The 12,860-nt window shown below is 64.1% G+C and carries 16 protein-coding genes; 9 read left to right on the top strand and 7 right to left on the bottom strand.

Going from position 1 to position 12,860, the window contains the following annotated elements:
• Positions 1-119: 119 nt before the first annotated feature.
• Positions 120-614 carry a DUF309 domain-containing protein gene (locus tag GFY24_RS01030; protein WP_153803054.1) on the bottom strand — a complete coding sequence of 165 codons (495 nt, stop codon included), beginning with the start codon at positions 612-614 and terminating at the stop codon, positions 120-122.
• A gap of 393 nt (positions 615-1,007) precedes the next feature.
• On the opposite strand from GFY24_RS01030, the gene GFY24_RS01025 reads away from it, so the two are divergent.
• The gene (locus GFY24_RS01025; RefSeq protein WP_309230263.1) at positions 1,008-1,217 is read left to right on the top strand and encodes a DUF397 domain-containing protein; all 210 of its coding nucleotides are present in this window, start codon (positions 1,008-1,010) and stop codon (positions 1,215-1,217) included.
• Between the two features lie 77 nt (positions 1,218-1,294).
• On the opposite strand, the gene GFY24_RS01020 is transcribed toward GFY24_RS01025, so the two are convergent.
• Positions 1,295-2,899 carry a cytochrome bc complex cytochrome b subunit gene (locus GFY24_RS01020; RefSeq protein WP_153803053.1) on the bottom strand — a complete coding sequence of 535 codons (1,605 nt, stop codon included), beginning with the start codon at positions 2,897-2,899 and terminating at the stop codon, positions 1,295-1,297.
• A 97-nt stretch (positions 2,900-2,996) separates the two neighbouring features.
• On the opposite strand from GFY24_RS01020, the gene GFY24_RS01015 reads away from it, so the two are divergent.
• Entirely contained in the window at positions 2,997-4,472 is a 1,476-nt protein-coding gene (locus tag GFY24_RS01015) for a wax ester/triacylglycerol synthase domain-containing protein (protein WP_153803052.1), read from the top strand.
• On the opposite strand, the gene GFY24_RS01010 is transcribed toward GFY24_RS01015, so the two are convergent.
• From GFY24_RS01010 to GFY24_RS00995, 4 genes are all read right to left on the bottom strand, one after another.
• The gene (locus tag GFY24_RS01010; RefSeq protein WP_228565888.1) at positions 4,432-4,785 is read right to left on the bottom strand and encodes a hypothetical protein; all 354 of its coding nucleotides are present in this window, start codon (positions 4,783-4,785) and stop codon (positions 4,432-4,434) included. The genes GFY24_RS01015 and GFY24_RS01010 overlap by 41 nt on opposite strands.
• 334 nt (positions 4,786-5,119) lie before the next feature.
• Positions 5,120-6,280: a helix-turn-helix domain-containing protein gene (locus tag GFY24_RS01005; protein WP_153803051.1), complete on the bottom strand. Its 1,161-nt coding sequence runs from the start codon at positions 6,278-6,280 to the stop codon at positions 5,120-5,122.
• 205 nt (positions 6,281-6,485) lie between these two features.
• Positions 6,486-8,045, bottom strand: coding sequence for a multicopper oxidase family protein (locus GFY24_RS01000; protein ID WP_153803050.1), 1,560 nt, complete (start codon positions 8,043-8,045; stop codon positions 6,486-6,488).
• Between the two features lie 5 nt (positions 8,046-8,050).
• On the bottom strand, positions 8,051-8,470 hold the full coding sequence (locus tag GFY24_RS00995; RefSeq protein ID WP_153803049.1) for a hypothetical protein: 420 nt from the start codon (positions 8,468-8,470) through the stop codon (positions 8,051-8,053).
• Positions 8,471-8,609: 139 nt separating this feature from the next.
• Here GFY24_RS00995 and GFY24_RS00990 point away from each other — a divergent pair, with 139 nt between their 5' ends.
• Positions 8,610-9,098: a MarR family transcriptional regulator gene (locus GFY24_RS00990; protein WP_153803048.1), complete on the top strand. Its 489-nt coding sequence runs from the start codon at positions 8,610-8,612 to the stop codon at positions 9,096-9,098.
• A 1,061-nt stretch (positions 9,099-10,159) separates the two neighbouring features.
• Here GFY24_RS00990 and GFY24_RS00985 read toward each other — a convergent pair.
• A complete protein-coding gene (locus GFY24_RS00985) occupies positions 10,160-10,819 on the bottom strand; it encodes a helix-turn-helix domain-containing protein (RefSeq protein ID WP_309230262.1) in 660 nt (219 codons plus the stop codon).
• Between the two features lie 227 nt (positions 10,820-11,046).
• On the opposite strand from GFY24_RS00985, the gene GFY24_RS00980 reads away from it, so the two are divergent.
• The 6 genes from GFY24_RS00980 to GFY24_RS00955 all read left to right on the top strand — a co-directional run bounded on the left by GFY24_RS00980 (position 11,047) and on the right by GFY24_RS00955 (position 12,837).
• On the top strand, positions 11,047-11,316 hold the full coding sequence (locus GFY24_RS00980) for a helix-turn-helix transcriptional regulator (protein WP_153803046.1): 270 nt from the start codon (positions 11,047-11,049) through the stop codon (positions 11,314-11,316).
• 39 nt (positions 11,317-11,355) lie between these two features.
• Positions 11,356-11,649 (top strand): DNA-binding protein, encoded by a 294-nt coding sequence (locus GFY24_RS00975; RefSeq protein ID WP_153803045.1) that lies wholly within the window; start codon positions 11,356-11,358, stop codon positions 11,647-11,649.
• A gap of 127 nt (positions 11,650-11,776) precedes the next feature.
• Positions 11,777-11,926: a hypothetical protein gene (locus tag GFY24_RS00970; RefSeq protein ID WP_153803044.1), complete on the top strand. Its 150-nt coding sequence runs from the start codon at positions 11,777-11,779 to the stop codon at positions 11,924-11,926.
• The gene (locus GFY24_RS00965) at positions 11,923-12,090 is read left to right on the top strand and encodes a hypothetical protein (RefSeq protein ID WP_153803043.1); all 168 of its coding nucleotides are present in this window, start codon (positions 11,923-11,925) and stop codon (positions 12,088-12,090) included. The genes GFY24_RS00970 and GFY24_RS00965 overlap by 4 nt, the downstream gene beginning before the upstream one ends.
• Positions 12,091-12,172: 82 nt before the next feature.
• The gene (locus GFY24_RS00960; RefSeq protein ID WP_153803042.1) at positions 12,173-12,553 is read left to right on the top strand and encodes a hypothetical protein; all 381 of its coding nucleotides are present in this window, start codon (positions 12,173-12,175) and stop codon (positions 12,551-12,553) included.
• Positions 12,550-12,837 carry a WhiB family transcriptional regulator gene (locus tag GFY24_RS00955; protein ID WP_153803041.1) on the top strand — a complete coding sequence of 96 codons (288 nt, stop codon included), beginning with the start codon at positions 12,550-12,552 and terminating at the stop codon, positions 12,835-12,837. Before GFY24_RS00960 ends, GFY24_RS00955 begins: the two co-directional genes overlap by 4 nt.
• The last annotated feature ends 23 nt before the right edge of the window (positions 12,838-12,860 follow it).

Here is a 12,860-nt window from a genome sequence, read left to right as displayed (position 1 = left end):
AGGTGGGGTGCCCGGGCGCGGGCGCGAGGCCCCGGGTTCGCAGTCTTCGCCGGTTCTCCGGTGCTTCGCACTGTTGCGGGTGTACACACGAGTTGCGAAGTGGCAGTTGGATTGTGAACTCAGTGAATCCGCAGCTGCGGGCTCAGATCGGCCTCGGACAGCGGTTTCTGCTGGTCGAGAGCGATGAGCAGGGTGTGCGCGCGGGCGATGAGTCCGGTGCTGTCGATACCGTACGGGGGTGGTCCGAAGGCTGTGAGGCGCTGTGCCGCGCGTTCCAGCAGAGTGCGGGCGCCCTTCGGATTTTCGCGTTGAATGTGGGTCAGGCCAACGGCGTATTGCGCGAGCCCCTGCCACAGCATCCGCTCGGCGAACGGGCCGTGCTTCCAAGCGGCTTCGAGTACCTCGTGTGCGTTGAATGCCAGGCCGTCGTCGAGCAGGCGTTGTGCGTAGTCGAGGGTCTCCTCGGGGGTGAGTTGGAGATCATCCGGAATGCGCGGGATGCCGGTGCTGCCGAAGGGTAGTGGCCGACCGAATCGGTCGCGAGGTCGGGCATTCCGGGCACGCCCGTCGTCGTCGCGGTCGCGTTCGGTCTCTTCTTGCGGCTGTTCGCCCATGTACCCCATGATCCAGGATGCCGCCGCTGCCGGCGGAGCGGGAGATAGCCGGGAGATCCGCTAATGCACCGACAACCTAATTGCGGCCTTCATTATTTATGCGTTCAATTAGAAGGCTATTTCCAGGCAAATAATTAGCTGGCTAACCTTGCTGCAAATTTGCTGATTGAAAACGAAAGAATGCGATCTCCTTATGACGAACCCTGCTAGTGTTTAGCGCGGGAACGGCCATCGGGGGTGCATTCCCATCGTGAAGTGCAGAGAGCAGGTTGTACGGAGAGGTTGCGTGCAACTCGCGGCGTACGCAGGATCCGCGAATCTCGTTGGATGCCGGCGTTACCAAGATCGATGCCAGCAAGATCTCGTGCTTGATGCAGACAAGGAGCTAGTACAGTGAATGTGGATTTCACAGGCGCCGTATGGCGCAAGAGCAAACACAGCGGCCCGAACGGTAACTGCGTAGAGGTCGCTTTTCTCGTGGACGGCAATGTCGGGGTGCGTGACAGTAAGCAGCACGGCACCGGCCCTGTCTTGGCTTTCACCCCCGGCGAATGGGATGCGTTCCTTTCGGGCGTATCCGATGGGGAGTTCAAGCGCGCCTGAACGGCCGACTGAACCGAGAAACCAGGGCCCCGAGTCGATGTGGACTCGGGGCTTTTCACTGATATACGCCGTGCTGTTTACTCGCCGTTCTGCGCGTGCCGCAGCACGGCCAGCTGCCGGTGTTCGGCTTCCCGTTCGACCTCGGCGTTCAGGTCTCGCTCGGCGGGCGGGTCGGCCAGGAAGAAGCTTCCGGTCCCCGGGCGGCCGGCAATGCCGAGCTCGTTCATCTTCCGCGGTACCTTCGCGCCCTGGTATTCCATCGGTATCGGATGCCCGTGTGCATCCACGGGTCCGAGCGGTTGATGCAGTTCGATGTACTCGCCGTGCGGAAGTCGCTGCACCACACCGGTTTCGATGCCGTGCTCGAGTACCGCGCGGTCACCACGCTGCAAGCCGAGGCAGAGCCGGTAGGCGGCGAAGTACGCCAGCGGCGGCGCGAACAGCAGCGCGATGCGGAAACCCCATGTCGTCGCATTCAGCGAGATATGGAATTGCAGCGCGATGATGTCGTTGACACAGGCCAGTGTGAGCACCAGATAGAACATCAGCGACATCGCGCCGATTGCCGTGCGCACCGGCACATCTCGCGGTCGTTGCAGCAGATTGTGCCGGGCGCGGTCGCCGGTCAGCCGTTTCTCTATCCACGGATAGCCGATGAGGACGCCGAAGATGACCGGCATCATCAACGCGACGGAGAACGCGCCGGGCACCATATGCCCGAACAGGTGTAGTTCCCAGGCCGGGAACAGGCGTAGGAACCCGTCGGTCCACATCATGTAGAAGTCCGGCTGGGTGCCCGCGGAGACCTGGGAAGGGTTGTAGGGCCCCAGATTCCAGATCGGATTGATCTGCAGTATGCCGCCCATAATGGCGAGTACGCCGAGGGTGAAGGCGAAGAACGCGCCCTGGTCGAGGGAGAAGACCGGCACGATGCGGGTGCCGATCACATTGTGTTCGCTGCGGCCGGGCCCCGGGTATTGGGTGTGTTTCTGATACCAGACCAGTGCGATATGAGCGGCTATGAGCGCCAGCATGATTCCGGGGATGAGCAGTACATGTGCGATGTAGAGCCGCGGAATGATGATGTCGCCCGGGAAGTCGCCGCTGAACATGAGCCATTGCAGCCAGGTGCCGATGACGGGTGCGCTCATGGTGATGCCCGCGAAGGCGGCACGCAGGCCGGTGCCGGAGAGTAGGTCGTCGGGGAGCGAGTAGCCGAAGAAGCCCTCGAACATGGCCAGGATCAGCAGGATCGAGCCGATCACCCAGTTGGCCTCGCGGGGTTTGCGGAAGGCGCCGGTGAAGAAGACGCGGCACAGGTGCACGATCATGGAGGCGGAGAAGAGCAGTGCGGACCAGTGGTGCACCTGGCGTACGAAGAGTCCGCCGCGCACATCGAAGGAGATATCGAGGGCGGATTCGTAGGCGCGGGACATGGTGACTCCGCGCAATGGTTGAAAGCGCCCGTTGTAGACCACTTCGGTCATGGAGGGGTCGAAGAACAAGGTCAAATACACGCCGGAGAGCAGCAGGATAATGAAGCTGTAGAGCGCTATTTCACCGAGGAGGAACGACCAATGGGTCGGAAACACCTTGTTGATTGATCTTTTGACGAATGCCGCGGCCCGGTACCGCTCATCCGCCGCATCGGCCTGTTCGGCCAGACGGTTACGAGTTGCCATTGCGGTCACCCGCCTCGAAAGAGAATGGTAAGGCTTCTACTACACACGGTAGCACCCAGACCGGCTCGGCTCTACGGCCTTTCGCTAGGCTCTTCGCGTGAATCACCCGCCCGGCCCCGCCTCCCTGGCGGGCACCGCCTTGGCTCCCCGGGACGCCACCATGTACTGGCTCTCCGCGCGCACCCGCAACGATCTCTTCCTGCTGTATTGCTTCGAAGACGCCGGCCGGCCCACTGCCGAGCTCCGTGCAACCCTCGCGGATCGAGTCACTCACATTCCAGATTTGCTGGTGCGCGTGCTGGACACCCCTGCAAACATTGCGTATCCGATTTGGGCTGATTGCGAATTCACTGCTGAGCAGTTCGCCGAACATGAACTGCCGGTGGCGGATTGGCCGCACCTGACCGCCGCCCTGGGTGATCTCCTGGCCACCGGAATCGATGCCGCTCACCGCCCATGGCGGCTGCATATCTTCCGCGATATCGCCGATGCTCCCGGTTTCGCGCGCGGCCGACAGGCCTTGGTCGCGGTCCTGCAAATCTCCCACGCGCTCGCCGACGGCCGCCGCGCGGCGGCTCTGGCCCGGGCTCTCTTCGCGGATTCGCCCGGCAACCCGGTCGTGGTCGAAAACAGCCGGTCTCTCCCGAATCTGCTGGACCCTGCAATCCCCACCGGCTGGCTGCCTGCAACTCGGGCCGTCCGCACCGCCTGGCTGCACACGGCCCGCGCTATCCCCGAGTTCCCGATATCGATGGCGCGCACCATAGTCCGAGGTTTCGCCGCCTACCGTTCCGAACGACGCCTGGCCGAGCTGACGGCCGCCGGTGCGATCCCGCCCCCGCCGTCCCCCGCATCGCCAAATCTCCTGAACGGCAACGGTTCCGCCCCGAAGACGCACGCCGCCCGCATGATCGTCCGCCCCGCAGCGGACCTGAAAGTTCCGGGCCATACCGTCACAGTCGTAGCCGCCACCGCCATCTCCCTGGCCCTACAGCGCTACCTCGCCACCCACGGTGATCCCGCCGAAACCGTCCTGGCCCAAATCCCCATGTCGGTCGCCACCGACTCCGGCCCGCACAACAGCTACCGAGACCTCTCGGTAAACCTGGCCGTCCAGGAGCCGAATCTCGCCCGCCGAGCCACCCTGATAGCCGCAGACCTGGCCGCCCGCCGCGAACGCGCCCTACACCCGCTACAAGAGTCCCGCTCCGGAGCAACCGAAGTCCTCCCCGCCCCCATCCTGCATCGAGACGTCTCCACCTACCCGATAGATGTTCTCCCCCAACAGGTTTCAGGCCACACGGTAATCTCGAGCGTCCACCGAGGCCCCGCCGACCTCACCTTCGGTGACGGCCGAGTCCACTTCACCGCAGGTTTCCCCGGCCTGGGTTCGGTAATGCACCTGACCCACGGCCTCAATGGCCTGGGCGACACCGTAACCCTCTCCATCCACGCCGACCCCGCGGTAATCCCCGACCTCGACGACTACGCCAACCTGGTGAACAAGGCCCTGACAGAAGTAAATTCGGCCCTCACCGAGCCCCCATATCCGCCACCGCATCCGGCGGAATAATCCACCGCGCATAAGTCTGCTCCGGCGAAATCGTGACAACGTCGACCACAGCAACCAGCTCCTCCGGCACCCCACCGCCGAAATGCTCGACACCGGGAACGATCACCGCCTCGGCACCCCGCGATGTGACGGCCTCGATCACCTTCTGCAAGGGATTCTCGGTATACGAGTTGAGCACAAGCGTTTTCGACAGCGTGTACCCGAGCCGCCTTGCCACACTACGAATCTGAATCTGATCCCACTCCATCCGCTGCCCCGAAACATCGCTCCGCAGATATCCGATAGCCGCAGGAGTCTTGAACATCTCCATCATCGCGAACTCCTGCCGCCGAATGCAGCGAGTTCTCTCGCCAGCCGAGCCTCGATATCGGCTACAGAGGGACCGTGATGATGGCGCGGGGCGGACCGTTCGGTGCTTGCGATTACGAGTACTGCCGCGTAGATCAACGCGGCCAAAGCGACGAGGATGACTTCCATGTGCGGTTCCTCCCGGCTCGACGGTTGTATGCGCCTGATTTCGGCGTCGGTACCGCTTCGAGGGTCGCGCGAAGGGGAGGGCGGCAACAATGGCACTTTGGTCGAGTGCTGTCCGGAAGTACCACTGAGTCGCTGCGTGAGCAGGGCGTTCTGTGGAGCAGGCCGATGCGCTAGTAGTCGACCTTGATGATGTCGGCGAGTGTGCGCATGTCCGCGGTGAGGGTGCGGCGCTTGGCTATCATCTGCCCGAGCAGGTCACGCGCTATGTGTTGTTCGACCAGCCATGGTCGTGCTTCGCGCGAAAGTTGTTGCAGTATTTCGAATGACGCGTCATATCGGCGCAACTCCGAGTGCGCCGACGCGACGTCGAGCAGATATCGGTTCCGATTGTCCGAGGTCGGTCGTAAACCCGGTGGTACCTCTCGCGCAAGCCGCAGCGCAAGATCCGGACGGTTGTCGACCACAGCGTTCTCCACCCGCTTCATCGCCACCGTGGCTGGGCCGAACGTCGTCCAATACTGGTGGTAGCCAAAGCCTTCGCGGCGGATCGCGACCGCGCCGGCCTGCGCCAGGCGCATCATGTCGTCGGCCTCGTCGGGCCGGTTGTCCCGGATGGCGGCAGCCGATCCGCGCAGCAGCAGCCACCCCCACGTGGAGATTTCCTGTTCGGTCGCGACCGAGAGCCGCGGTTCGACACGATCGGCCCACCGCGTAGCCAGGGTTCGAACCTGATCGAATTGCCGCTCGACCAACAGCAACCAGCACAGCGTGATCACTGCTGACGCAGCATCGAGCACATTGCCGGTCGCTTCGGCCTCCGCGAGGGATTGTTGGAGCGCTGTCCTGGCGGTGCGCAGCTGCCGAGTCTGGACCATGACCGACCCGGCCAGTTGCAGTACGCGGGACCGCATCAGCGGCGAGGCACCCTGCCCCTCATCGATCAGCTTCGGCAGGATCCGGGCCAGCTGGTCGTATTCATTGTCGTGGTAGAGCTTCACGGCCGCGGTAAGGGATTCACCGAGCCCACGTTCCTCCGCCGGATCGAGACCGATCCCATTGCGCGGCATGGTGATCGCGTCCCGAGTCGGCCCCCAGATCTCCCCGTCCCGGCTTTCCGGAGGCGTCGGATCAGTACCGATCAGAACTGTTAAAGAACATTTGAGCGCCACCGCCAGCCGCCGGATCTTATCCATCCGCACGTCATCCCGCTCGCCCTGCTCGATCTTGCGAATGAACGACAGCGAAACCCCCGAAACCTCCGCGAGCTCACGCTGAGTGAGCCCCCGCCGCTTCCGCACAGACTGGAGGCGTTCCCCCAAATCCCAGCTCATCCGTCCAGGCTAGGTCCGCCAACCAATCCCCGCACCGGCATGTCGAGAAACGTGTTGTCTCGAGGGGTAATGGTGGTGGCTACGCCGGTTTTGTCCGCTCTCTCGGCCTGCGTCCCCTGTGCCGCTGTCGCTTTCGACCATTCTCGTCAACATGCATGTAATGACGCTGGTAAACGTCGAGAAGGTACCTGCGTGATGCCATGCGTCAGTGGGTGGTGAAGGTGGCCATCATGGCCATGTCTTCGTGTTCGAGGTTGTGGCAGTGCAGGACGTAGCGGCCGGGGTGGTCGGTGAAGCTGATGGCTACTTCGGCTACTTCGGTGGCGGTTAGGTTTAGGGTGTCTTTCCAGCCGGCGTCGGTGGGGTGAGGGGGTTTGTTGTTGCGGGAGAGGACCTGGAAATGGTTCAGGTGTAGGTGGATTGGGTGGTTTAGGTCGGTGGTGAAGCGCCAGATTTCCAGGTCGCCCAGGCGGGGGTCGGCGATGGAGTCGCCGGGGCTGTAGGGGTGACCGTTGATGCGCCAGCCTGTCATGCCGCCGACTTCTCCACGGCGGAAGTCGAATTGGCGGGTGTGGACGGCCTCGGCGGGGTTCAGGCGTTCGATCGGGACCAAGGCGTCGGGGATGGGGGAGATGTCCTCGACTCGGGCGGCGATTACGAATCGCATTATCTGCGTGGTGTTTCCGGATCCGAGATCATTGTGGAGGGTGATCTGGTCGCCGATCGCGCAACCGGTGAAGTCGACGATCACGTCGAAGCGCTCGCCGGGGGCGATGTCCAGGGTCGAGAGTCGTTGTGCGCGTTCGAGTAGTCCGCCGTCGGAGCCGATCTGAACGAATTCGTTCGCCCGGCCGCCGGGGGAGTCGAAGCGCAGCCGATAGACGCGGGCATTGGAGGCATTGACCAGCCGGAGCCGGTAGCGGGCGGTGCCGACGCGGTGCACCGGCCAGGGGACGCCGTTGACGAGGATGACATCACCCAGCACGCCCTGCACGTATTTCCCTGTCACGCCGGGCTTTTCCATCATCGACCGATCGACCGCCGGATACCGGAGCGATCCGTCGGCGCGGAATGCGCGATCGGTGATCATGACCGGCAGGTCGCGGTCCCCGGCGGGCAATCGGAGCCGGTTCTCGTCCTCGTCGACGACCAGATGTAGACCGGCCAGCCCCTGCCATACGGCGGCACCGGTGAAATCCATCCGATGATCGTGGTACCAGAGCGTCGCGGCCGGCTGGTTCATCGGATAGGCGTAATCGCGTTCGCCGATCATGTTCTGCGACAACGGATCATCGTGCATGGCCATGGTGTGGGTCATACCGTCCGAGCCGACCGGCAGCAGCAGATCGGTGGGATAGCCGTCGGCATCGTGTGGCACATGACCGCCGTGCAGGTGCACGACCGTCGGCACCGGTAACTTGTTGCGATGGGTGACCACGGTGCGCCTGCCGCGCGCCGAGACAATCGTCGGCCCGGGAAAAACACCGTTGTAGCCCCAGATCGGCGTCGCGTACCCCGGCAGGATCGAGGCGGCCGCCACCCGCTGCGTCACGCGGTAGTAATCCGTTGTCGCATCACGACTTTCGGGTGCCAGCACCGGCGGCACCACGAACGGCACCGTGAACGGCTCCGGCAATCGTGCCTCGGAGGTCAGCTGCGCGCCGACCACGGAACTGTCGGAAGCGAACCGGAACCCCGCCGCCACCCCGGCCGTGCCGACCACACCCAGCGCGCCCGCCAGCCGGAACATATCGCGACGGCTCATCGAATTCACTGTTCCCCCACCGGGTTCGCCGCCGACACGATCGGGCCGCGCCACACCCGCACGAACAGCGCGAGCACCCCGGAGACGATCAGCACCCCCAGCGGTACATGCACCGCGAGTATCGCGTTGTGCCCCAGCACGACTTCGACACCGCACGCCACCGTGAGCCCCCAGCTCATCAGTGCCGCCCACCGGGGCGCGTTCGCCAGTCGCCACGCGATTGTGGAAACTGTTGCCAGCAAAAGCATTCCGACCGCCAGCGCGGCGCCGTTGATCGAATGAGCGTCCAGCGCACGGTAACTGCCGGACATGAACCGTCCCGCGAACATCGCCTGCGTCACCCCGTCCACCGCCGCCAACAGTGTCAGCCCGCGCATGGCCCACACCAGCGTCCGGGTCAGCGTGCCGTGTTGTGGAGCGGTCATGGTCATCCTCCCGTCGCCCGGCAACGGCCGGGCTCCGATAGTTCACGTTTCCGAACACTTCATATTTCTGAACTATCCAGAAGTGTGAAGTTGTAGGCTTGCCCTGTCAAGGACCGGATCGCGATACGAAGGAGTGCAGGTGGCTGAGCCACAACCGGCGAGCGGGCAGGCCCAACCGGTCAGCGCCGAGGAGTTGCGGCAGCTTCAGGCCGTGGTGCCGATGATCTCCAGCCACTTCAAACGTGCGAAGAGCGATATGTCGCCCACTCTGCGTGACGCCTTCGAATCCGACGGCCTCGGCCCCCGCCACGGCGCGGCACTGGCCTACGCGCTCTCGGCCGGCCCGATCGGCGTCGGCGAACTGGCCCGCCAACTCGGCATCGGCATGACCAATGCCAGCCAACTAACCGGCGACCTGGCCCGCGCCGGCTGGCTCCGCCGCGATTCCGACCCCGCCGACCACCGCCGCACCCTACTGTCGGTCCCCGACGAACGCCGCGACGAAGTCACCGAATTCATCGCCCGCCGCTCGGACCGCCTGCTGCGCGCCATGACCCGCCTGACGCCCGAGCAGCGCGCCGGCTTCATCGCCGGTCTCAACGCCTGGGCCGAGGCTCTCGCCGAATAGCGATACCAATGACGAAGGCCCCCACCGAAACTGGTTCGGTGGGGGCCTTCGTGAGCGGAGGATAGGGGATTTGAACCCCGCCTCTGACCTGGGCAAACACCCGTATCTTGCGCGAACGTGCCTGTGCTGATTCGTCGGTGCATCGTGCGACCTGCAGGTTACGCGGGCGCCGTTGCCACGGCAACGCTCCTGCAGGCCAATTTTTCTGACCGGTCCGGGGCCTCTGACGCCCGCAGATCGGTCGGTCGAGGCGGTCTGATGATCAGGGGATCCGCGCCCGAAAGGGCTTGCCGCTGAGTGCAATCGGGGGGCCGGGCACAGCCTGTTTGGTAGTCGCCGGAAAGGTGCTGGGCACACAGCGCATTGTCTGTGACCTCGTGGAATACGTAGTGCTACAGACGTTTTGTGCCCAATTGTCAATTGCGCGTGTCAATTTTAAGGATTAACCGCAGTCTGTGGTAACCCGCGAGTGTACGTCGAGCGTGTTGCTACGGGGTAAGTTTCCGCCCAGTAATTTTGCGAATTCGGTTCCGCCCAATATCGTTTCGAGTAGCGTTCGGCCTGGGGGTTATGGGACCGGGCGGTTCCTTAGACCCTCATTCTGTTTCTTAGATCACTCGAGTTCATATGCAACGCAGGGGATGTCACGTGGCTTCACACCGCGGCAGGGTCCGAGACCTACCAGGCGCGGGCTGATGGGCGGCGACTATCATTCTCCCCCCGGCCACAGCCAGCACGGTTCCGAATGCGATGTACTAGCCGATATCGGAGCGTCTGTGGCCGAGTACCTCGCGGCAATGAAACAACTGGGCATTGTGGTCCAGCCGTCGGCCGGCCGGATCGATGTCGACCTCGACAGAGGGCGATCGAAAATCGGTCACCTTGTTTTGGCTGGTAGCGGGGTGGATGTGTACCCGAGATTCGGTGTGACGCTGCAACAATTCGGGGAGCTGATGCGGCAGGCGCAGATCGCCCGGCTGTCGGGGCACGACCCATCGGCGGGATGGCGGCAGGTCCGGGGTGTGGGTTGGAGCGTTGCTGTTTACCAACCGGTGCATGTGTCAGGTTCGGCGGTCGACAGGTGTCGCCCGTTGTTGCGCCCGGCGCGCGGCACGGAGCATCGCGTCGTCCTCGGTCGATTGCTGCCCGGTGAAGGATCCCTCGCCGACTACCAATGGTCCGACCGGTTCGCCGGTGGGAAGTGATTGGCGGGACCGGTTTCGTCGCAATGCTTCTTGTGCTTCGGCTTTGAGTTCGGCGAGCCGCCGCGGCCCCCCGACGTTTGTCGCGGCGACTTTCTGCGCGGTGCGGGTGAGTTCGTATACCGAGTCGACGAGAGTATCCAGGACTTCCAATATCTCGGCGATGTCGTCGGTCTCGGTGTAGCCGTCGGCTGCTCGGGCGTGTGCTTCCACATCGTCGGCGCGGAAGGATAGCTCGACGAACCGGCGGGTGGCTCGCTGCGTTTCGAGTTCGGCTTCGGTGGCTGCCGCGGCGAACGCTGCCGGTTCGGGTAGGCCGGCGAGGTAGGCGATTGCCTTGATGGTTTGGGGTGTGGGTGTTGATTCGTAGGCGCCGCGGCGGATCCGGTTGAGGGTTGCGTGCGATACGTCGTGGCCGGCCTTCTGTGCGAGTTCGGCGAGGCGTCTGCCGGAGGCGCCGTTGTGGCGGTGGGATGCGGTCTCTATCAGCTCAGCGAGCGTGGTACTGGCGGTGGTCACGCTGGAAACGCTGCCCTTCTCCTCATCACTCGTATCAGGTGTCGCACAAAATTCTCTGACAAGTGGATCATGCACCATGCCTGTTCAGAGTATCTGAAATCCACTCATCACCTTGACAAGTAGGTGACACATGGCGCATGCTCCACTTGTCAACCTGACGATTGGGGAGCATCATGAGAAACCGGACGACACGTACGCATTTGCCCACACGCAGAAGGGAGGTATGGATGCAGGTCAAAGACGGTCGTCAGGTTCGCCGGTGGCGCATGCAGCGCCGGTTCAGCCAGCGCGAATTGGCTTTCCTCGTGCGCCGTACCCAGAGCACCATCCACCTCATCGAGACCGGCAAGCTTCGGCAGATCAGTGAAGACCTGGCTGTCGCTATCGCCGCTCGCCTCGATGTCCCTTGGGATGATCTTTTCGAAGCCCACGAGGTTGAGCTTGTATCCGAGGTGGCACATGGCTCATGTGCCGAGAGTCAATCAACGCCTGTGTAGCGGCGCTCATGCGCCAGGGCGACCGGAAAGGACAACACCGTGACGACCATGGAAACCAAGACCTACGACCTCGACTACGTGGTCGCGCAAACCCACGCCTGTTCGACGCGCTGGATCAAACACAAGCTCAATGCGGGCCTGATCCCCGGCCGCAAGGCGGGCCGCCACTGGTACATGACCGAGTCCGACATCGCGGCACTGGTCGAGTACATGGGCCAGTCCACCCGCAGCCGCACGGCGATCGCCGCTGTGCCCGACATACCCGCCGAGTCGCCCTCGCGGACCGGGCTCACCGAGCGGGCCCGCCGGAACCTGCACCGCCAGAGCGCATAACCCCGAGCTTCCCTGTGCGGCATGCCGACGCTGCACCGGGATCGCTGCCCTCGGTGAGGGCCACCAGGCGGAATCCCTCAGCGCCTGCTCTCCGAGGGCAGCACCACCTACAGAAGGAAGATCGCAAATGTCCGAGCTGACCGAGGACCGGATCCGCGAGATCGTCCGCGAAGAGATCGCCGCCGAGACCGATCGGCAAGCGGTCACCGCGCGCACCGAGATCGGTGCGGCACTGGCTCGGCTCGGCCGCCGCCCCGTCGATGGCACGGCCCGATGATCAGCGCGACCGCGCTGGAACAGGAGCGCCATCGCATGAGTCTGCACGACCGGGTCGAAGCCCGGCGCGCCCTGGATGTGGCGGACGGAATCACCTATCCGCCATTGCCCGATACCGCCGCCGCCACACTGGCGCGGCTACTGACAGGAGACCGGACATGCTGAAAACCCTTGAACTGGTGATCAATCCGTGGCGCTTCGTCGCCCCGATGCTGACCCTCGATATCTGGAACTGGGGGCCGGGGCTGTGACCGCCATGGCAGCGGCCGAGTCGACGGCGCGCAGCATGATCGACACCGCCTACCGTCAGGCCGGGTGGATGGCGGCAGGGGAGAACGCGGCAAGTACCGCGTACATCCTGGCCGGGCCCGAGAGTGGCGCGCTGGTCACGGTGCTGTGGGACGGGGCCGGGGATGTGTTCGCCGCGACCCGTGTCGGGGTCGGCGGGCAGCCGGTACCCGAGCGGCTCGGAGTGATCCCGATGGGCGACACCGCCGCCGCGCAGGCGGTCGTGCTGGGCTGGTCCCATGCCCGCGACCAGGTGCGCCCCGAGGTGCAGGATCTGAGCACACCGCCGGCCACGGTGACCGAACTCGATTCGGTGATGCGGCGGGTGATGCGCCCATGATCGGCGAGCGCATGTTCCTGCCGTACGTCGCCTGTAAGGGCACGCCTATGACGGCATTCTTTCCGACCGAGCCGGTAGGGGAGGAGCGCGACGAACTCACCGCCGCGCTGCGTGAGCGTTGCGCGCAGCGTTGTCCTGTGCAATCGGCCTGCGCAGCAGATGCTTTGCGCCGCAAAGCATTTCATGGGGTGGTTGCGAGTGTCGATCTCGGCCCCGGTCCGGTGCCGCGACCGGATGCAGTAACGCACCTGCATCGGATCGCGGTCCGGGTCACCAGCTACTAACCAAGTCCCGCAACCCGGCGGGG

The organism is Nocardia sp. SYP-A9097 (assembly GCF_009649815.1).
Lineage (GTDB): Bacteria > Actinomycetota > Actinomycetes > Mycobacteriales > Mycobacteriaceae > Nocardia.
The sequence above is the reverse complement of the archived record's forward strand: the minus strand, read 5'-3'. Positions and strand labels throughout refer to the sequence as shown.

Excerpts from the sequence above, each read along its gene's own strand:
- GFY24_RS01030 (WP_153803054.1), bottom strand. The coding sequence starts at position 614 with ATGGGCGAACAGCCGCAAGAAGAGACCGAACGCGACCGCGACGACGAC.
- GFY24_RS01020 (WP_153803053.1), bottom strand. The coding sequence starts at position 2,899 with ATGGCAACTCGTAACCGTCTGGCCGAACAGGCCGATGCGGCGGATGAG.
- GFY24_RS01010 (WP_228565888.1), bottom strand. The coding sequence starts at position 4,785 with ATGATGGAGATGTTCAAGACTCCTGCGGCTATCGGATATCTGCGGAGC.
- GFY24_RS01005 (WP_153803051.1), bottom strand. The coding sequence starts at position 6,280 with ATGAGCTGGGATTTGGGGGAACGCCTCCAGTCTGTGCGGAAGCGGCGG.
- GFY24_RS01000 (WP_153803050.1), bottom strand. The coding sequence starts at position 8,045 with ATGAGCCGTCGCGATATGTTCCGGCTGGCGGGCGCGCTGGGTGTGGTC.
- GFY24_RS00995 (WP_153803049.1), bottom strand. The coding sequence starts at position 8,470 with ATGACCGCTCCACAACACGGCACGCTGACCCGGACGCTGGTGTGGGCC.
- GFY24_RS00980 (WP_153803046.1), top strand. The coding sequence starts at position 11,047 with ATGCAGGTCAAAGACGGTCGTCAGGTTCGCCGGTGGCGCATGCAGCGC.
- GFY24_RS00970 (WP_153803044.1), top strand. The coding sequence starts at position 11,777 with ATGTCCGAGCTGACCGAGGACCGGATCCGCGAGATCGTCCGCGAAGAG.
- GFY24_RS00965 (WP_153803043.1), top strand. The coding sequence starts at position 11,923 with ATGATCAGCGCGACCGCGCTGGAACAGGAGCGCCATCGCATGAGTCTG.
- GFY24_RS00955 (WP_153803041.1), top strand. The coding sequence starts at position 12,550 with ATGATCGGCGAGCGCATGTTCCTGCCGTACGTCGCCTGTAAGGGCACG.